Genomic DNA, 20,790 nt, shown 5'->3' on the forward strand with positions numbered 1-20,790 from the left:
TTCAGTCAATTCCCACATTACAAATTATACCATGGTTTGTTTTATTTGCAATACTCTTTTAATTTAAAAATGGGAAATTTTACTTATTTACGGAAAGTTGGGAAATATATTGTTAGTATTATATTCCATTTCACAAGCATTATGCTGGTGATTTGGAAGGGTAGGCTCAAAGTCGCTATCCATATGAAAGGAGGGATTCTGTGTAACAAACAGTAACCTTTGGGGAGGAAGGGATAGCATTCAGTGGAGAAGACCGCTCCACTGAATGAAAGTCTTTTCAATCGGATTGAACATCACTGTCCTGAATCAGCTGCATGCGCTGGTTAAACAGGGTAGGGTAGGATAAATAACCCAGCATGATACTGGTGACGACAGCGGTTGTTAATAGAAGGAAAAGAACGAGCAGCTGGAAAAGTACCGCTTGAACCGGGTCGGCACCGGCGATAATTTGACCGCTCATCATCCCCGGCAGCTGGACGAGTCCGATTGTTTTTTGACTTTCAATCGTTGGAATCGTACTCGCCTGAATGGACGTGATAAGTTGACTGTGAATGGCCTGCTTTGGTGTGCCGCCGAGTGATAAAATGAGCTCGGTTTGGTCCTGATGTGTTTCGATTTCGGACGTGAAGCGGTTGAGGAACAGGATGGCAAGCACCATTGAATTGCCGACGACCATTCCACTGATTGGGATAATATATTGTGCAGTTGGTGGTGTTATGCTCAGTCCGAGCAAAATAGCCTGTGTCAGAACTTCCACAAAAATAAATGTGACGACCAGTTTCCAAATAATCCCCTTAATGCCGGCACCTTTTCTCTGAGCGTTATGTGTAGCAGCCACAATCATGAGCACGACCATCAGTATGATATAGAGCATATTCTCATAATCAAATACAAACTGCAGAACATAACCAACGGCAAGCAGCTGGATGATGGACCGAACCGATGCAATGATTGTATCTTTTTCCAGGCCAAGGTTCAGGGTTTTGGATAAAATGATCGGGATGATGACAAACAGCAGTGAGATAGCTAATGTTAGGAAGCTCATTCGATTTCACCTCTTACAAATTGCTTTACCCTATCATTCTGCGGATTTCTTAAGAAACTGCTTTCACCGGTTTCCACGACTTCCCCGTCCATCATAACCCAGGTATAATCACCGATTGATAATGCCTGCTGCAAATTGTGGGTGATCCATAGAATGGTTGTGCCGTTTTGATTGTTAATTTTGATGATAAGTTCTTCAATATCCTGACGGGAGACACTGTCCAGTGATGATGTGATCTCATCAAGCAGCAGAATATCCGGCCGGTTCACAAGCGTACGGGCGATTGATAACTTTTGTCGTTGACCACCTGATAAGTCTTTCGTTTTCTTTTGTAAAAATGTGTCATCCAGACCGACCATGTTCAACAATTCCTTAGCACGGTCTACCGCCAATTCCGACTCCTGTAATTTCAAGGGAAGCTCCAGGTTTTCCCGGACGCTGCCGCTGATCATTGTTGCTTTTTGCAGAGCAATTCCGACACTCCGGCGTAATTCGACAGGTTCATAATGGTCGATTTGTTTGCCTTTGACGAAAATATTACCTGAATCCGGAGACTGCAGCCCATTGCATAATTTAAACAACGTTGTCTTGCCTGCACCGGAAGGGCCGACTAACGTTGTGATTTTCCCCTCTGGAACACTCCCTGTAATACTTTTCAAAATATGTATATCCTCTGCGGAGTAATTCACATTTTCAAACGTTATGGCACTCGCATCAGCTGTCATCTACCTCACATCCTTCTTTCGCTAAAGCTGTATTCTAAAAGATTGTTGTATTTATGAAAAGAGTCTTCACCTAAGAGGATATTGTTCCCTTATCCATTATAATTATTATCCGTTACATAACCATAACAATTTAGCCTCTACCAAACCAATATTTACCTATTACAATCAGATAACAATTTATTAAACAAGCCAAAAATTCGACAAAAATATAATAGAATTGAAAAGTAGAATGTTTAAGAGCGTAAAGCAGGTGTTATTGTGCAGAAAATTTTATTATTGTTAACAACTATCCTAGCCTTAAATCCACTTTTCACGACTGTCGCCCAGGCTGAATCAGATGATACAGCTCCCTCTATTGTAAGTGAAGCCGCGATTATGATTGATGCTGAGACTGGTAACGTCCTCTATGAAAAGAATGCAGATGCCTCTATGTATCCGGCCAGTTTAACGAAAATCGCTACAGCCATTTATGTTATTGAGACAGCTGACCTTGATGAAACGGCAACGGTCAGTGAGAATGCGAGAAATACCGAGGGGAGCAGGGTTTATCTTGAGGAGGACGAGGAGGTCACGTTGGAGAAGCTTGTTAAAGGATTGCTGATTAATTCCGGAAATGACGCGGGTGTGGCAATTGCTGAACATGTGGGCGGCAGTGTCGAGCAGTTTGCATCTGATCTGAACGAATACTTGCAGCATAAAATCGGCGTACAAAACACGCATTTTGAAAACCCCCATGGTCTTTTTGATTCTGATCATGTAACAACAGCAGAAGATTTAGCCCAAATAACTCAATATGCCATGCAAAATGAAACATTCCGGGAAATCTTCGGGACAGTTGAAATGGATTGGAATGGAAAATCATGGGACACGACGCTTTTGACCCATCACAAGTTAATGCGGGAAATGCCTTATGATGGCGTAACCGGCGGGAAAACAGGCTTTGTTAACCAATCAGGGTATACGCTGGCAACTTCAGCACAAAGAGATGACTTAAATCTGGTCGTCATCACATTAAAGGCCAATATGCAGGAAGAGGCGTATGAGGATACAACGAATCTATTAGACTATGGATTTGACAATTTCGAGCAATCCACGCTTGATGAAGGTACAACTTTTGAGGCCGGCAACCAGGAATATAAATTGCCGCAAACGGTAACATATACACATGATTCGGACGGGGACGTGCGTCAAGAGGTCAGTGATGAAGGCTTACTTAAGCTGATTGATCAAAATGGTAAGGTCATTTCTTCTTTCCAGTTAGAAAATAATGATGAAAATCTTCCAGCGGCATCAGCTGAAAAAGATGTTAAGGAAGACTCAATATTGGACAGCAGCTCGCTAATGATTGTTCTGCCGTTCATCGTGATAATCGTTGGTATTATGGCTTTAGTGTACCGTCGCAAACGGAAACAAAAGCGGGAAAAGCTCTTTATATAAGGCTCTTTATGTAAACTTAACGGGTTCAGTTCAAGGAGAGAACATACAAAATAACATAAAACTCAGGGATACAAATCACAAGCGATTTAGTATCCCCTTTTTTATTGATATAACAGTCTTTATTTCAATTTATACAATGAAACAGCATACCAATTAACATACATAAACAATTGCGATAAAATAAGGAAAAGGCATAAGAAAGGAAGTCATCAATGGTACCCATTTCAATAGAATCGTATGTGAATAAGCATTGCAAGAATAATCCTGGAGAAGAACCAAACCGGTTTAAGAAAAATCTTAAACAAGCAGTTAAGGATAAGAAAAATGGAGCGACCTGTATCAACTGCGGTCAGGAAATATGGGCGATAGGCAGTGCAGTCGCTCATCAAGGATGTTTTTCATGTTTAACGGGTGAGGCGGACTCCTCGGAAGACTATGAGGTAGACGAAGTATGTTGGTCATAGATAAACTCTCTATTGGGATCCACATAGACTATTTCTGAATCCTTGAATACACCATAGCTTTCATCCCTCCTTCTCTCCGTGGTCGTATGCTGGTTAATCTTATTGATTGCGAACAAGATTCGTATGAAAGGTGACCTTGTTTAAACAACGACATTACCAAACGAGACTTTTTAATAAGAGATATTCTTAAATTAACGGGCGCGATTATGAAATAAGGTGATGGGCTATAAGGGGAGGCATATAAAATGGCAGTCCTTATTATTATTCTAATTGCTATTCTGGTTTTAGATCAATTTATCAATCGAAATCTAATAGCGAAATTTAATATAGAGAAATCCGATTTAGGTACAAAATACGTAAATAAACTACATAAATATGGTGAAAAAATACTCTATTGGACCAGTTTTATTGTGATGACCATAGTAATAAATGAATTCTTACATCTCGGAATACTTATTTTTGTTGGTATGACCGCTGTGTTCGCTTTTCGTACCATAATGAAATGGATTTATCAAAAAGAAAGTAAAACATATCTCTTAAGTGCTATAACTTGTGTCTTATCTATTTTAGGATTGGTTACCTATGGGGTAACGGATTACTTTAATTTTATTTAAGCAATACGAAGGGCGCAAATCCGGAATACTGTTAGGTTGGTTTTTTCATTGAAAAGCATTATAGAATTTTTCTCCAGTTTTATACTGATCATTGGCTGTGTGGTCACCATTATCGGGATCGGTATTTTGACATTTTTATTTTTTGCGTCAATTATCTATGGAACCTTTTACAACTTATATTGGCTTTTGGGATTTACAATACTTGGATTTGGATTACTTCTTATTTGCAGCTCAAAGAAGCTTATAAAATTTGCAGATGATCATTCTGTAGAAAAGTACATTGATTAGAGTTCTAAATCTTAAATTAATGGGCGCTTTTCCCTAATAAGGATTAGCGCTATATTGCATCATAGGGCGATTTAACGGAATAACGCTTTGTGAAAATAACAGAGGTCTGAAAGAATTGTTAAGCACTTTAGCTTTATTCATATGAATGAGAGAAGGGTTAATAATTGTTGGAAAGTAGAAAGATAATCATTACAGGTGCGGGTTCTGGCATAGGAAAAGCAATTGTTAAAGAATGCTTACGTCATCAGGCGTCAGTGATTGCATGTGATATTAATGAACAATCGTTAAACGATTTAAAGAAGCAACTAACCAATAGAAACGATGCTTTACATACATATCAACTGGATGTAAGTAATTATAAAGAGGTCTCTAATTTTTTTGAATATATAAAAGCAAATCATTCTGACGTTGAAAGCTTAGTTAATAATGCCGGGATCTATTTGGCGAAAAGTATTCTAGATTATCCAGTCGATGAAATTGATGATGTTTTAGATATAAATGTTAAAGGCTATATTTATTTTTCACAGTTATTCGCAAGGTTAATGTTCAGACAGCAGCGTGAGGGGGTCATTACTAATATAACTTCAGTTTCTGGGATGGAAGGAAGTTCAGATGCCATCTATGGTTCATCGAAAGCCGCAATATTGGGTTTAACCAAAAGCTGTGCAATGAATTTTTCTCCACTAATAAGAGTGAATGCGGTGCTTCCTACGATGGGTTTTAGCAACTGACATGGATGGGGTCGATACCTGATTGGAGAAAAAGAGGAGTTATTTAAATCACCAACTCATAATACACCTGTGAAGCCAGAAAGATGTAGCTGACACCGTAACCTTCTTTATCGGATAAATCAAAGCATTATACAGGAGCAAACATTGATAATATAAAATGGGGGGTATCTCAGTTAGTACTCCATTAAAAGGGCGCTTATCAAGATAGGATAGCACCCTATCATTGCGGAAACGGGCTGATTGTGCCAAGGGGAAGGAGTTAATATTTTTTGATTCTTTTGCTGAAAATTATACGTGTGTATCTGTGTACTTATTATTAGTGCTGGTTTCTTTTTATCATATTTAGAAAAAAATTAAAAGCCAAGAGACTTTCAACTTTTGAATTCAATGTACATAATTCTACTGATTGCGTTTTAGTTATTTTGCGATAAGTGTTCTGATTGCGTTTTTGCCAATTAAAGAATGAAACAAAAAAGTGTCCGTGTATTTCTGTAAACGGACGTTTACGCGAACAAAACATTGCCCGCATTATTGCTCATCGGGCCTTTCTGAAACACTTATGGTCAGAAGAAATAAGAAGCTGACTGTTGTAACGTTACACAGCTGTGTGGTTTTCAATGCTAAAAAAACACTATGCGCGGATGCCAAGATCAGTCGTCAAGGAAAATCATGGAGCGAGCCAGAGGAGTTTTTCGTTGATGAGCAATATGACTAAATCCAGAGTTAATTTGATGATATTAAGAGGGTGGACAACGTAATGTGCTATTAACTCTCGCTGGCATGTGGCCAACAATAAGCTTAAGGTACAATTTCTAAAAAGATGTGGCTGCACAATGGGCGTCCTAAGTTGCCGAAGCCATCAAGTGGAAAGTGCTCGAATATCGCTGGAAAAGCTTATCTTGGCGAGTATGATGATTGGGATGGAATGGAAGCCGAATCATGTCGGTTGGTCAATTATGAGGGCAAAATAGAGGCTTATTTAGTATCTGAGCAAGTCTTGGAAACCAAATCTCCTTATTGGGTTTTTCTGATAAACTATTCCGGATTTGGGCCATATTGTGCTTGCGGAATATAATGCGTGAACAGAATGAGTCTAACAAGTATCTGGGGAAATAAGTTATTAAGGGGTTGCTGTCATTAAAGCACTCTTATACAATATTATTAAACAATATTGGAATCGAGAACTTTCTCAAGTCCTTTTTAATCGTCTTCCTAACAAATCATTTCATGCCAGCTGCATCGTAACAAGCTATTCTAAAAAAAAACAGTAGTACTTGTGTCGCAGTTTATGGATTTTGTGGCAAAAACAAAAACCTTTGGGGTAAACTATCTGCCTGACTTGCCATAGCAAAGCCTCCCTCCTGAATGAGGTTTTAATTAATGTGTTCATCTCCAGCCTTTTAACAGCAGCCAGCGAATGATGCGCCAACAAATCAGCCCCGGCGGCAATCCCTCCGAGCAATAGGAGCCACATGGGTCCAATCAGTTTGTCCGAACAGGGTGAATGTTGGTGAAAAAATTAATCCTACTGTTACGAAATAGGCTGAAAAAATACGAATGGACCAGGCGTATGGCTTACTTCGCCTTCCCCTTCTTTATATGCACCACAATTGCAAAGAGAGAACAACGGATAAAACATCAGCCATCCGTAATTCGTCTGGTTGTAGCTTCCTGAATTCACCCATGAAAAGCTAAAAGGATGATTTCATTAAAGTTCCCGTTATACATGATAATGAATTCTAACGCATAAGTAAAATCCTTTAAATTTATGATTTTAATACTGTCCAAAGCCGGGCAGGGCAATATCCACAGCAGCATTTCAAGTTTATCTCTGTTTTTTGTTTTTTTTTTGCGTGTTTCGTTTACCTTTTACCGTCATTAATGTTGTCTGCTGTAATTGGTTCCGATATCCAGATATTGCTGCGTATCGAGGTTGCCCTATAACCTTTATCATGTATATGTTGATGTGTCATCACATTTTCTCCTTTCACGCTGCCAAACAGGCACTTTTGGAAATATGCCTTCTTTCTAATCATTGGCAAGCTTATTGCGGTCGACCATTCGGGGCGGTTCTTCAAGCCATCCGTTATCGATCGTGATGTTGGCACCGTCCTCGGAATATAACATGATTTCTTCCGTCAGGCGCAAGTAGTGTGTCGCCAAATCTCTGCGGATGTTCGTTGAGATGCTCAACCCATAAAATCCAATCCCAAGTGTAATCATTCCTGTTGTATGAAACATCATTAATTTATCCGAAAAAGGCGCATTGGTTGATTCAGCTGTGACAAATGTGTCGGATCCACTCGGTGCAACGATGTCGTCTTCCCGTAAAACTGAGCTGAATATCTCCACATGTTTATTGGCTATGTCCACGCCTCGCTTGAAATAGTCACGCACCTCTTTTGACTTTGCCACTTGGCTGAAGCCGGTTATTGTTGCGGCACCCAATGCATTTCGCTGAATGTTTTCAAACAGGTTGGCTACCTCAACAGCAAGCAATGGCCGACGCTTACCGAACCAACCTGTCAGGAAGTTTTGTTTTTTGACAAAGTCACGCCTGGTCGGTGTTGGTATCGTTGGCGGTCTGGTATAAATACCTTTTGAAAGGGCAGTCGTGACAGCGCGCTGATGCAATTGATTATAATCGGAAAACCCTTCTGTGAAAAATGCGTAAATATCCGGGCGGGTGGAACCGCTGATGGCCATGGAATAGGATTGCATGCCCAATTGTCCCAGTTGCATAATATGCTGCAGAAAATAATTGTCCGAATAGAGTCTTGGGGCATCGGTATTGACGTCTTCATCCCTAAAGCCATATGGTACAGGGATGCCTTCCGTTTCAAAAATAGCTGTTAATTGATTTATGTGGGATTGCGAAAGGTTGAAAGCTTCTTGAATTATCGGACGGATATCAGCATCTTCCACTTTTGCACGGAAATACATTAACACTTTGTTGCTTAAACTGGTATTCAAATACGCTCCCCATGTTTGTGATATTTCAGCTGAGGTCAATTTCGTATTTGCCGGCATGAATTTTGTCCTCCTTTTCATATGACACAATTTCACGTTTAGTTTGGCAGTAATGAAAAGTCTTATACCGTATAAATCATCAATTTTAGGGAAACCAAAGGGTGAATGACAAAGCAAAATGGGGTAATGGGATGAGACTTGGTTCTTTATTTAAGACGAGACAAAAACATGATGAAAATGCTAACCAAGCGCAGGCGTTTCCAATTCATCTAAAAAAGAACCTGGATAAAAACCTGGCCGTATTAAAACAGATGCTGGAAGAGCCAGGTGATCTGGTCGTTCGAGAGGTATCCCTCGGGCAGTCGAATTTTCGGTGTGCCGTTATCTATATTGACGGCCTGGCAGATAAGCAGCAAATTAATAGTAACCTGATGAAAAATCTCCAGCTGTTTGTGGAAAAAGAAAACCTTCCTAATAGGCCGGGCCCGGTCCTGGATGACATGGAGAAGGAACTCGTTTCGGTTGCTGATGTCAGCAGGGGCGATCATTTGGATGTGATAACCAATCATCTTTTGTATGGCAGTACATTAGTTTATCTGGATGGGATCGATCAAGCTTTAATCGTTAATATAAAAGGCTGGGAAATGCGTGCCATTATGGAACCGGTTTCTGAATCACTGATCCGGGGGCCGCGTGAAGGCTTCACTGAAGATTTGCGAACGAATACGATGCTGATTCGCCGGCAAATACGCGATCCAAATTTAAGATTTAAATCCCATGAAATTGGCAGACGTTCCAAGAAAAAATTAGTCGTTACATATGTTGAGGGGATCGTTCACCCGGATTTGACTCAGGAAATTAATCGGAGACTCGAATCGATCGATTTGGATGATGCACCGGAGTCCGGCTTTGTTGAGGAGTGGATTGAAGACAGTTTTTTATCACCTTTTCCGCAGCTGGTAAATACGGAAAGGCCTGATAAAGTTTCTGCTGCTCTCTTGCAGGGTAAGGTGGGCATTATCCTTGATGGAACCCCTTTTGCTTTGATTGCCCCGCTTACAATCGGGAATGCCATGCAATCTCCTGAAGATTATTACGAACGCTGGATGATTGGATCATTTCTCAGGGCACTGCGCTATCTGGGAGCCTTTCTTGCCATGTTTTTACCTTCATTATATATTGCGCTATTATCGTTTCATCAGGGTATGATTCCGTCTAATCTTGCTTTTTCGATTGCGGCTACACGGGAAGGTGTCCCTTTTCCGGCAGCGGTTGAAGCGGTGATGATGGCGCTGACTATGGAACTGCTCCGTGAGGCCGGGGCAAGGCTGCCGAGGACAATTGGTAATACAATCGGGATTGTAGGGGGATTGGTAATCGGCGAGGCAGCTGTACAGGCTGGGATTGTCAGCCCCATTATGGTCATTGTGGTAGCGGTAACGGCGATTGCCTCATTTTCCATTCCATCGTATAGTATGGCGATAGCATTCCGGCTGCTGCGGTTTGGTTTTATGTTAGCAGCTGCCATATTGGGCTTTATGGGATCATTCTTGTTTATATTATGATCAATATTCATATCGTGAATTTAAAGAGCATTGGGATACCTTACTCGACACCATATTCCCCGAGCTTTTTCCGGGACTGGAAAGATCTCGTTTTACGGGCGCCCATTACGATGCGCACGAGAAGACCATCTTATTTGAAATCAATTGATGACGAATCCACGAATAAAGGGGACACATAGGTCATGGAGCGGTTTGAGTATGCCGATAATATCATAGGTGACAGAGAAATTATGATTGCTGTCCCTTCGATAGTCATTGGAGTTGGTGTGTTATCAATGCCGAGGTATATAGCCAATCCGACAATCGCTGTGGATGGTCTTATGACAATAATCGCCGGTGGGGTCCTTGTGCTCCTCTTGACATGGCTGGTGGCAAAACTGGCCTCACAATTTCCCCGGCAAAATTTTATTGATTATGCAACGTTGATAACGTCCAGGCCGCTTGGAATTATGTTCACATTTCTATTAGCCGTTCAGGGGCTTATGCTGGCAGCTTATGAGACACGTGTCATCGCTGATGTTGCAACACAGTATTTGTTTGATCAGACACCATATGGAGTAGTGGGTCTGTCTTTTTTATTGGTTGTTGTCTATGCTGTCTCCGGAACGCGGGCGGGGCTGTTTCGGCTGAATATGATGTTCTTTCCGATTATTTTAGTCATTTCAATTCTTGTAATGTTGTTAACGACCGGACTGTTTGAGGCGGGAAATTTGCTTCCTGTTTTTAAAACGGATGTGAGCGGGCATTGGGAAGCGCTTAAACAAAGCATTTTTTCTTTCCTGGGGATTGGTATTTTGTTATTTTATACCGCGCTGGTCAGGAAACCGGAAAACGTGCCCAGGAAAGCTTGCATTGGCATGTCGATTGCGGTTTTCTTGTATTGTTTAATCTACATCACGTGTATTGCGGTATTTGGAAATCTGGTTGCCGGTAACCTGATGTACCCTACTGTTGAGTTAGCCAAGGATGTCCAAATTCCGGGTGGGTTTTTTGAACGGTTTGAATCACTGTTTTTTGTCATTTGGATTATGGCTATTTTTAATACAACGGCAATGGCATTTGATGTTACCGTGTTCGCATTAAATTCCATTTTCCGGAAAAACCGGAAAATGCAGCTGATTTTCCTGCTGGCTCCGATAATATATGTCATCGGTATGACCCCGAAAGATACGCCGGGAGTTACAGCGTTCGGCACATTCGTCAGTTACTATGGAATGGCTGTGACAACTGTTATTACAGTATTACTGTTCATTGTTGCAAGGTTGAGAGGTGTGAAAAGCCAATGATGAAGCGGAAAGGGCTGCACTTAGTCGCTTATATGCTGATTATCGTTGTATTATCCGGCTGCTGGGATCGTGTGGAAATTGAAGATCGGGGTTTTATCATCGGCTCTGCTATTGATTCGCCGGAAGACAGCGGTGCGGATGAAAATGCGGTCACCATGACGAATCAGTTTGTCGTACCATCCGGGTTGGGTGGGCCGAGTCAAGGCAGCCCTGATAAGCAAGCTTTTGCCAATATAACAGCCAGAGGTAAAAGTCTGTTCGCTATTCAACGGGAAATGGCAACACTATCGAGCCGCTCGCCTTTTTTCCCGCACCTTCAGACGATCGCAGTGTCAAGTGAGCTGGCACAGCAGGGAAATCTGTTTTCCGATGTGATGGATCTTTTTCTCCGCGATCACGAAATGCGGCGGGAAGTGGATGTTGTTATAGTTGATGGCAAGGCAAAAGACATATTGGATATACAGCCTGAAAATGAACAATTGCCTGTCATGCATATTCAATCAATTATGGAAAACAGTTATAAAAATGCAGGGACCCTCCAACCGTTAAGAATTGGCGAGCTTCATGAACATTTGTTGAATAACAGCAGCTATGTTATTCCGAGAATGGTTAAAAGTGGTGACGCATTGGATTATGAGGGGATAGGTGTTTTTCACGGCAACAGTAATCGAATGGTTGGCACCCTTAATCAACAGGAAACGAGAGGTTATATTCTTATAACTGGTGAGAAAGATGGTGGAAAAGTGGAGGTGGAAATGGATGATGAGACGGTAACGCTGGAGATCATGAATATTAGCAGTTCGATGACGATAACGAATAAATCAAAGGCGAATATCGGTGTTGACGTCAATACTGATGTCGAAGCATTAGTTGCGGAAACATTTGGTCAAGGAAGGTTGACGTCAAAGGAAAAATTGAAAGACCTCGAGCAAAAGGCCGAGGCAAAAATGGAAAGCCTTATGAAGCAGGCAATCGATAAAGTGCAAGGGGAATTAAAGACTGATGTATTAGGAGTGAATCATGTTTTGAATCAGTATCATTATGATTTTTGGAAGGGGATCGAGGAAGATTGGGATCACGGTCAAAACTATTTTGCGGATGCCAGTATCGATGTAAGTGCATCTGTTAATATTCAATCCTCGGGCTCTGTCGATCAGACGAAAAATTAAAGGGTTGTGTTGCTATGTGGGATGATTTACTGGAGAGATTACCTGAGATATGGGTGCTGATGGGTGCAGGTATCGTTTTTGCTGTACCTTTTACGATTTATAAAGTAAATCAAAAACTGCATAAACTCGGGGATCCTCCCTGGAAGAAACGTGATAACCAGCCATGATACATCCAAGCATATTAGAAGGCTGTTTTCTCAAAGATTATTTTTTGACACAAAATCCATAAACTGTGACACAAAGGGATAATGGTTGAGTGGAATGACACCGCTCCGGAAATACACTTCGCTTTCCGCGGGCGGCTGGTGAGCCTCCTCGTGCTCGTCGTGTTGCAAGTGTGTTCGGTGAAGCAGCACTCCTCGCAGAAAAAAACTCGCTGACGCGCTGCGGGGTCTCACCTATGCCTATCCTCCCGCTGGAGTCTCCGCGTATTTCCTCCGCTGTTTTGTTCTTTATAATTATATTTATTGTGTAATGAAAACTCTCTTGTGGTTGTTGATTGGAGTGGAGGGCAGGAGACTCCTGCGGGAAAGCGGGCAGCTAGACCTGAGCAGGAAGCGGTTTTCTTCCGAGGAGGCTGAAGCGTTGCCCTAAGGTGCGCGACTGCCCGAAACGGAAATCAACAAAGCACTTACGTCGAAGTTTATCTCAACTACGAGGTTAAAACCCACAAAGTTTAAGAAAGAGCCTATCAGAAAATCGGAAACAGTTGGATAACATGATACAATAGGCAGTAACAGATGATCAGGAGGAATAGAATGGAGCTGCGAACATATTTGAAATTAGATGCAACCGATATAGCCGAATTGATACAAATGAACGAATTGACTCCGGTTGAATTTTTGGAGATGGCCTTTCAGCGTATGAATGAGATCAATCCCGTGCTGAATGCCGTTGTTCATGATCGTAAAAGCCGAGCAATGGCGGATGCAGAAAACATAAATGCCGACCAGCCTTTTGCAGGGGTGCCGATGTTACTGAAAAACCTTTCCCAGTCACTTGAAGGTGAACGGCTGACATCTTCCTCAAAATTAATGAAAGAGGCAGTCAGTTACCACGATTCAAACTTAGTCAGCAAATTGCGAGCTGCCGGGTTTTCATTTATGGGGCATACGAACACGCCGGAATTTGGTCTGAAAAATATTACGGAACCTGAAGTTTATGGGCCCACCCGCAATCCTTGGAATACAAACTATTCGCCGGGAGGGTCCAGTGGCGGGGCTGCTGCGGCTATTGCTTCCGGTATTGTCCCGGCAGCAGGTGCGAGTGATGGCGGAGGGTCGATCCGGATACCAGCCTCATTTACCGGGTTGTTCGGCCTCAAACCGACACGCGGACGTACACCGGTCGGTCCCGGTGCCGGTCGCCAGTGGCAAGGAGCCTCGATTGATTTTGCCTTAAGCCGGAGTGTCCGTGACAGTGCAGCACTGCTCGATATCCTGCAAGTCGTTCAGCCAGAGGCGGCATTTCAAACACCGCCATTTTCAGGTCAGTATAAAGAGGATATGGCTCTGCCATTCGAGAAGCCGCTCAGGATTGCCTATACAACCCAGTCACCGGTCGCAACACCTGTTTCAGATGATGCGCGTGAAGCAGTTGCTAAAACTGTGCGCTGGCTGGAAAATGCCGGGCATATCGTCGAGGAAAAAGATAATGATGTGGATGGTATTCAGTTAATGCAAGATTACTATATGATGAACAGTGGAGAAATTTCGTCGGTCACAGCCAAGCTGGAACAATCGCTTGACAGGAAGCTCACACCTGATGATGTGGAACTTGAAACATGGCTGCTGCATGAAGCGGGAAAATCTGTTTCTGGCGCTGACTTTTCAGCAAGTCTGGCGTCATGGGATGTGGCAACGGCAAAAATGGAGGCCTTGCACCGGACATATGACTTTTTCATAACACCGGCAACAGCGTTTACCGCACCTGAAGTGGGCGAGTTGACCTATTCCCGGGAAGAGCAGGAAGCATGGCGCAGAAAAATGGAAAAGGCTGATAAGTCAGAGCAGCAGGCGATTATTTGGGATGTCTTTTTGCCAAGCCTCACCTATACACCATTTACACAGCTCGCCAATCTGACCGGCCAGCCGGCTATGTCTATGCCGGTACATCTTTCAGGTGAAGGTATGCCGTTGGGTGTACAAGTGATGGCATCCAAAGGAAAAGAGGATATGCTGTTGAAGCTGGCCTATCAGGTGGAACAATCCGACATCTGGAACGGCATGAAGGGCAACCCGATGCTGAATGTTTAAAATGAGAATACACAGCCTATAATAGATTAATAGAATGAAGACAAGTGGAAAAATTTCGCTTTCACTTCATATCCATCTTTGCATTTAATAATAACCATTATGATAGCTAATATACCTTATAAATGATATACTAAATGTATGAAGAAAAAGAATCTTATCCATGCAAGAACCTGTGTCTATAATATGAATTATCACCTTGTTTGGTCCGTGAAATATCGTCGAAAAATTCTAAACGAGGCTATCGAAAAAAGACTCAAAGAAATTTTCCGGGATATAGCGGAAGAAAAAGGTTTTATCGTCCATATGATAGAAGTGGATGAGTTTGACCATATTCATGCCTTTGTGTCCGCTCATCCAAAAGTAGCTCCTTCCTATATGGTGAAAATGCTAAAAGGGATTTCTGCCCCTAAACTATTTTTGGAATTTCCTCATATAAAGCAGTATCTGTGGAAAGGACGGCTTTGGAACAGTAGCTTTTATATTGAAACGGCTGGCTCTATTTCGGAAGATGCTATCCAAAAATATATTGCGAATCAATCCAAAAGGAGGTAGAGATGATAATGAAAAAAAACGTATAAGTTTAAACTGAACCGAACCAGAACAAGAAGCCAGCATGAAACTGGGTATTAATGATGTGCCGTCAGTTATATACGCCATGCTTGAGCAGCGAATCTTTGTATAAAACACGTGGTGTCGCCATTCATTATTATGGTCAAAAAAAGGAACTTCCCCTATTAAAGCAGGAGGTCCCTGAATACAAGCAGATACAATCTCAAGTGTTGCAGGATGTTGCCGGGCTTCTTGACAAAGCATTCCAGGCCTTTTTTCGACGACTGAAGGCTAAACAGAAAGCAGGATTTCCGAGATTCCAGGGTGACAATCGCTATCATAGTTTTACCTATCCTCAAAGTGGCTTCGCTCTAAACGGGAAATGCCTCAAGCTGTCCAAAATCGGCAATGTTCGCATTAAGTGTCATCGACAAATCGAGGGGACGATTAAAACTTGTACCATTCGCCGTCAAAACAACAAATGGTATGCGTGTTTTTCCTGTGAGATTGATGTGGAACCGGCCCCATCAACAGGCGGAGAAATCGGCATTGACCTGGGTATTCTGAATCTGGCAACCGCCTCGAACGGCGATTTATACGACAACCACCGTTTTTTAAAACAATCCGAGAAAAAAATTCGTTATTGGAACAAAATCCTGTCACGACGAAAGAAAGGGTCCCGTCGATGGCACAAGGCAAAGCAACAACTGGCAAAAGCTTATGAACAGCTGACAAATCGCCGTCATGACCGAGCACACAAAGTAAGCCGACAACTGGCAGATCAATACGACCTCATTGCATTTGAAGATCTCAACATTCAAGACATGGTTAAACATAAGACGCTGTCAAAATGGATACTGGATGCTTCGTGGCGTTCACTTGTTGTGTATACGACTTACAAAGCGGAAGAGGCTGGTAAGTGTGTCATTCAAGTGAATCCACAAAATACAAGCTAGGAATGTTCCAACTGCCGCCAAATGGTTCGCAAAACATTGGATGAACGTACACATTGTTGTCCAAACTGCGGTTATACGGCAAATCGGGATGTGAATGCGGCCCGAAACATTTTAAGCAGGGCAAAAGGGAAACTGGAAACGGCTTCTTAATTTTAGAACATATAGGCACGGAACAGGCCTTCGTGGAGAGGTGGGTTGCCGTCTCTGTGAAACGAGAAGCTCGCCATTTTAATGGCGATGTAGTTCACTATAGTTAAAATGTAATAGTTCCAAGCTGGGAGGCGTTAACCGGATGATGCAGGATACTGCTGCCTATAATGAAAAGATTGAAAAAGTTTTAGATAATATAAATGAAGTCATGATCGGGAAAGAGGAAGAAACGGTACTAAGCCTTGTTGCCCTTTTAGCGGAAGGACACGTTTTATTGGAAGATGTACCCGGTGTCGGCAAAACAATGCTTGTCAGGGCACTGGCCAAATCCTTGAATTGTGATTTCAGACGGATTCAGTTCACACCCGATTTATTGCCGGCAGATGTAACGGGTGTCTCGATTTACAACCCAAAAGAGCTGGCGTTCGAGTTCCGTTCAGGCCCCATTCTCGGTAATATTGTGCTTGCAGATGAAATCAATCGTACATCACCAAAAACGCAATCGGCATTACTTGAAGGGATGGAAGAAAATAACGTGACAGTGGATGGTAACACGATTCCGTTAAAAGAGCCATTCTTTGTGATGGCAACACAAAATCCGATCGAGTATGAAGGGACATACCCGTTGCCCGAGGCACAGCTTGACCGGTTTATTTTAAAAATGAAACTGGGTTATCCCTCGGCTGAGCAGGAAATGCAAATGCTTGAACGCACATCCAAACACCATCCGATTGACAGTATTTCGGCTGTGATGGATCGAGATGAATTAATAGCTGTACAGGAAGAAATCAAAGACGTTTATATCGATAAGAACGTTCAAGCGTACATTATTAATCTAGTGACCGGAACACGGGAGAATCGAGCCGTCTATCTGGGTGTGAGCCCGCGTGGTTCGATTGCCCTTATGAAAGCTTCAAAGGCATATGCATACATGCACGGACGTGATTATGTTTTGCCGGATGACGTTAAATATTTGGCACCATTCATATTAGCTCACCGTATCATTTTGAATGCCGAGGCAAAATATGATGGGTTGACCAGTGATTCGGTAATTGAAAATATCGTTCAGATGACTCCTGTTCCGATTCGAAAGGAATTTAATTCATGAACGGCACCATTCGATTCATAGGCAAATTGAGTTTCGTGGTCTTTCTATTATTGGTGCTATTTTCGTTTGCGATGTTTCAGGGCGGGTTTGTTAGCTGGTTTCTGTTTTTTGCTGCTATGCCGATTTTTCTGTACCATATCGGGTTGCTGCTCTACCCGATTAAAAACTGGCACGTGACACGGAGCCTTTCCCGCCATGTCACCAGAGCAGGTGATTCTATTCAGGTGAATCTGCGCATAAAACGATCCTTTCCGTTCCCATTATACTATTGTATTTGTGAAGAGCTTTTTCCGGAGACGCTGCAGAAAATGGATAATTACAACGAGCGGTACCGCTATCTGAGCCAACCGGAGAAACTGCGGATCACCCGCAGGATTAAAAAAATTGTTTTTCCAGGGTTCCGCCGTGTCATCGAGCTGCCGTATTCCATTGAACAAATACCGCGCGGTGAACATCAGCTGCAGGCAGTACGGATCAAGACCGGGGATGTGTTCGGGCTCGTGACCAAAGAGCATATTTTTCATGTTAAGGACCAGATTGCTGCCTTTCCAAATGAACGCCCTGTTACGATTGGTGAACGCATTAACAGCTATGACCAAGGAGCGGCTTCTTCACAGGCATTGAATTTAAAGAATACGCATGTTGCGACCGGAATCCGTGAGTATACACCGGGCGATAAATTTTCCTGGATTGACTGGAAGCAGACTGCCAGGAAGAATACTGTTATCACAAAAGAATTCGAACAGGAAAAAAGCGTGGATACGTTAGTTATATTGGACGCTTGTTATTATCAGGGTATCAATGAGCTGGCATTTGAAACGGGAATTGAACTGACGCTATCCCTGCTGGCGTCAATCCAAAAACAGACCTCTCAGGCAAGTTTTTTATCCATCGGGGAAAATACCGTTCATTTGCCATTGGTTCATGATCCGACTAAGAAAGATTGGATCAAACGGCACCTGACCAAAATTCAGCCCGGCGGAACCGTCCCTTTTCCCGTGAAATTGCGCGAGGAAATGATGCAAGTCACACCAGGTGCCAATACGATTTTAGTCAAAACACATTTGGAAAATGAGTTTCCGGATGTTGTCAGACAGATTCGTCAGCGCACGAAGAAATTTGTTGTTATCTTCATACAGGCTTCAACACGGATATCCGGACATGAGCAGACTTTGATCCGGCAACTCCGCGGTGAAGGTATTGCAGTCAATGTGCTTACTGAAAATGAACTCGCCAGGAAAATGATTGAGGTGACGATTGTATGAGCAGAGATACGCCAATTCTATACACCTCACTTTTATATGTTTGTGCATTTATTTTATTTTTGGAGTGGTTGTATCCGGTTAACCAAATTGGTGAAGTAACCAATATGGTGGTTTTTATTTTATATACACTGTTTTGTTTCCTGATTTCGCTCCTTGGGGTGAAATGGTGGCTTTCCATACCTTTAAAGGGATTCGGACTCTTATTTATTATTGACAGTTTGTTTATCACACCGCCACTATTAAGCGGTATGTGGTTTGAGCAGCTGCTGGTGGAAATCGGATTTAACCTCAATGCGCTGTTCGCTCAGCAGTGGCATGAATTAACGCCATTATTCCGCAGCGTGCTATTTTTGCTTTTGATTTGGATGTTAAGCTACTTGCTTTATTATTGGTTTATTGTCATGAAACGCATTTTTATTTTTGTGTTGCTGACATTTGTTTATTTGAGTCTATTGGATACATTTACCGTCTATGATGCGGGGGCTGCCATTGTTCGTACGTTTATAGTATCGTTTGCAGCTCTGGGCATGTCGAATTTTTTCAAGGAAATTGGCCGGGAGTCGATCCGATTTTCATGGGTGAAAAAAGCTCCATTATGGGCAGTTCCACTCGCAGCAGTTGTGTTATGTTCGACATTGATCGGCTACGCTGCACCGAAGTTTGACCCGCAATGGCCTGATCCGGTTCCATTTATTCAAAGTGCTGCGGAAAACGCCGGTGGTCCGGGTGCTGGATCGGGTATACAAAAAGTCGGATATGGTGAGGATGACAGCAGGCTGGGCGGATCGTTCGTCCAGGATTACACACCGGTTTTTCAGGCGGCAGCGCAAGATGAGCACTACTGGCGTGTGGAAACAAAGGATGTGTATACCGGCAAGGGCTGGGAAAAGTCCGGTGATCCGGCGTTTGAAGTACAGCGCGGGAATAGTATCGAGTTAGAAACATTCTCAGATAATGTGGAAACAGAAGCGTATCGGACCATGCTGGATTTTCAGGATGACAGTCATATGGAAAAGCTGGTCTATCCGTATGGTATTTCGCAAGTGGAAACGGCGCATCCGGTTGATTTTTTATTGGATCACCAATTTGGGGAGATCAGGGCAGAGCGTGAGGAAGATGGACCGAGCCTTGATCAATATACCATCACGTATGAAACCCCGTCATTTGATATAGATGCGCTGCGTGACACCAATCCCGGTGATACCCCGGAAATGATTCAGGACAGGTTCACACAGCTACCGGATTCTCTGCCTGAGCGGGTTCACGATCTGGCAGAGGAGGTAACGGAAGGTGATGAGAACCGTTATGATAAGGCAACTTCCATTGAATCTTATTTTGGTAGAAGTGGTTTTACGTACCAGATTAGTGATGTGCCTGTTCCTGACGAGGACCAGGATTATGTGGATCAGTTTTTGTTTGAAACGCAAGCAGGCTACTGTGATAATTACTCCACTGCGATGGTTGTCATGCTGCGGTCGCTGGACATACCGGCACGCTGGGCAAAAGGGTTTACCGGTGGTGACGTTGTGCAAAATGGTGATACGACTGAAGAATATGATATTTATGAAGTCACGAATGCGAATGCCCATTCATGGGTGGAAGTTTTTTTTCCGGGGTCGGGCTGGGTCCCGTTCGAGCCGACACAAGGCTTTTCCAATTTGACAGACTTCCATATGAGTTTGGATGAATCAGAACAGAGTGATGAAGAGGAATCTCCGGAAATGGAAACACCTGAAGACCAGCAGGAAGAGATGCCTGAGGAAGAAGAAGCAACAACGGCTGCAGCGCAAGACGATAATGATTCAGGCAATTTTGCCATCAACTGGTGGTATGTGCTGATTGGCGTGGTGATGGCTGCGCTGATTGGATTTATTATCTACCGAACCAGATTTCGCTGGCGAACGGCTTATTTATTCCGGAAGCTTGAGCTCCGACATGATGGCAAAACTTTCCAGGATGCCTATCATTGTCTTCTGGATTTGCTTGCGCACAGGGGCTTCCCTAAAAAGCCCGATCAGACATTGCGGGAGTTTGCCAATCGGATTGATTCCCGTTATGGCACAGATACGATGAATAAATTAACCCGGCATTATGAACGGATGCTTTATAAAAATGAAGTGGACAATCAGGAGACAGTCAGATTAAGCCAATCATGGAAAAATTTAATGAAGCAAATCATGACTTGACTCAGGTCCTGATTGATTAGTAGAATA

General features: G+C 42.8%; 15 protein-coding genes and 2 pseudogenes. 14 read left to right on the forward strand and 3 right to left on the reverse strand.

The annotated features are described in order from the left end of the window. Positions 1-277: 277 nt before the first annotated feature. The gene (fetB, locus tag Len3610_RS19620; protein ID WP_176449393.1) at positions 278-1,045 is read right to left on the reverse strand and encodes an ABC transporter permease; all 768 of its coding nucleotides are present in this window, start codon (positions 1,043-1,045) and stop codon (positions 278-280) included. Beyond that, complete coding sequence (locus Len3610_RS19625; protein WP_176449394.1) at positions 1,042-1,770, reverse strand: ABC transporter ATP-binding protein; 729 nt, start codon at positions 1,768-1,770, stop codon at positions 1,042-1,044. Before Len3610_RS19625 ends, fetB begins: the two co-directional genes overlap by 4 nt. A 258-nt stretch (positions 1,771-2,028) precedes the next feature. On the opposite strand from Len3610_RS19625, the gene Len3610_RS19630 reads away from it, so the two are divergent. From Len3610_RS19630 to Len3610_RS19640, 3 genes are all read left to right on the forward strand, one after another. Further along, complete coding sequence (locus Len3610_RS19630; protein ID WP_176449395.1) at positions 2,029-3,207, forward strand: D-alanyl-D-alanine carboxypeptidase family protein; 1,179 nt, start codon at positions 2,029-2,031, stop codon at positions 3,205-3,207. A 709-nt stretch (positions 3,208-3,916) separates the two neighbouring features. Continuing rightward, positions 3,917-4,285, forward strand: coding sequence for a DUF4181 domain-containing protein (locus Len3610_RS19635; RefSeq protein ID WP_176449396.1), 369 nt, complete (start codon positions 3,917-3,919; stop codon positions 4,283-4,285). 452 nt (positions 4,286-4,737) lie between these two features. Next, positions 4,738-5,304, forward strand: coding sequence for an SDR family NAD(P)-dependent oxidoreductase (locus Len3610_RS19640; protein WP_255259710.1), 567 nt, complete (start codon positions 4,738-4,740; stop codon positions 5,302-5,304). Between the two features lie 2,028 nt (positions 5,305-7,332). On the opposite strand, the gene Len3610_RS19645 is transcribed toward Len3610_RS19640, so the two are convergent. Further along, positions 7,333-8,334, reverse strand: coding sequence for a DUF3231 family protein (locus tag Len3610_RS19645; protein WP_176449397.1), 1,002 nt, complete (start codon positions 8,332-8,334; stop codon positions 7,333-7,335). A 251-nt stretch (positions 8,335-8,585) separates the two neighbouring features. Here Len3610_RS19645 and Len3610_RS19650 point away from each other — a divergent pair. The 11 genes and pseudogenes from Len3610_RS19650 (at position 8,586) to Len3610_RS19700 (ending at position 20,763) form a co-directional block, all read left to right on the forward strand. After that, a pseudogene (locus Len3610_RS19650) lies at positions 8,586-10,018 on the forward strand (spore germination protein). Positions 10,019-10,021: 3 nt separating this feature from the next. Beyond that, positions 10,022-11,125, forward strand: a complete 1,104-nt coding sequence (locus Len3610_RS19655; RefSeq protein ID WP_176449398.1) for a GerAB/ArcD/ProY family transporter — start codon at positions 10,022-10,024, stop codon at positions 11,123-11,125. After that, positions 11,122-12,294, forward strand: a complete 1,173-nt coding sequence (locus Len3610_RS19660; RefSeq protein WP_176449399.1) for a Ger(x)C family spore germination protein — start codon at positions 11,122-11,124, stop codon at positions 12,292-12,294. Before Len3610_RS19655 ends, Len3610_RS19660 begins: the two co-directional genes overlap by 4 nt. Positions 12,295-12,308: 14 nt before the next feature. Continuing rightward, positions 12,309-12,461, forward strand: a complete 153-nt coding sequence (locus Len3610_RS19665; RefSeq protein WP_176449400.1) for a hypothetical protein — start codon at positions 12,309-12,311, stop codon at positions 12,459-12,461. A gap of 591 nt (positions 12,462-13,052) precedes the next feature. Next, on the forward strand, positions 13,053-14,549 hold the full coding sequence (locus Len3610_RS19670; RefSeq protein ID WP_176449401.1) for an amidase: 1,497 nt from the start codon (positions 13,053-13,055) through the stop codon (positions 14,547-14,549). Positions 14,550-14,687: 138 nt separating this feature from the next. Continuing rightward, positions 14,688-15,101, forward strand: a complete 414-nt coding sequence (gene tnpA, locus Len3610_RS19675) for an IS200/IS605 family transposase (RefSeq protein ID WP_176449402.1) — start codon at positions 14,688-14,690, stop codon at positions 15,099-15,101. Positions 15,102-15,181: 80 nt separating this feature from the next. Continuing rightward, positions 15,182-16,054 carry an RNA-guided endonuclease InsQ/TnpB family protein gene (locus tag Len3610_RS19680; protein ID WP_255259931.1) on the forward strand — a complete coding sequence of 291 codons (873 nt, stop codon included), beginning with the start codon at positions 15,182-15,184 and terminating at the stop codon, positions 16,052-16,054. 12 nt (positions 16,055-16,066) lie between these two features. Beyond that, positions 16,067-16,204 (forward strand): annotated as a pseudogene (locus tag Len3610_RS22060) (zinc ribbon domain-containing protein); the annotation flags it as partial. A 142-nt stretch (positions 16,205-16,346) separates the two neighbouring features. Then, a complete protein-coding gene (locus tag Len3610_RS19690; protein ID WP_176449405.1) occupies positions 16,347-17,312 on the forward strand; it encodes an AAA family ATPase in 966 nt (321 codons plus the stop codon). Further along, positions 17,309-18,577, forward strand: a complete 1,269-nt coding sequence (locus Len3610_RS19695; RefSeq protein ID WP_176449406.1) for a DUF58 domain-containing protein — start codon at positions 17,309-17,311, stop codon at positions 18,575-18,577. The genes Len3610_RS19690 and Len3610_RS19695 overlap by 4 nt, the downstream gene beginning before the upstream one ends. Beyond that, a complete protein-coding gene (locus Len3610_RS19700; protein WP_176449407.1) occupies positions 18,574-20,763 on the forward strand; it encodes a transglutaminase domain-containing protein in 2,190 nt (729 codons plus the stop codon). The genes Len3610_RS19695 and Len3610_RS19700 overlap by 4 nt, the downstream gene beginning before the upstream one ends. The last annotated feature ends 27 nt before the right edge of the window (positions 20,764-20,790 follow it).

The organism is Lentibacillus sp. CBA3610, assembly GCF_013373365.1.
In the GTDB taxonomy this organism is placed as follows: domain Bacteria; phylum Bacillota; class Bacilli; order Bacillales; family Amphibacillaceae; genus Lentibacillus.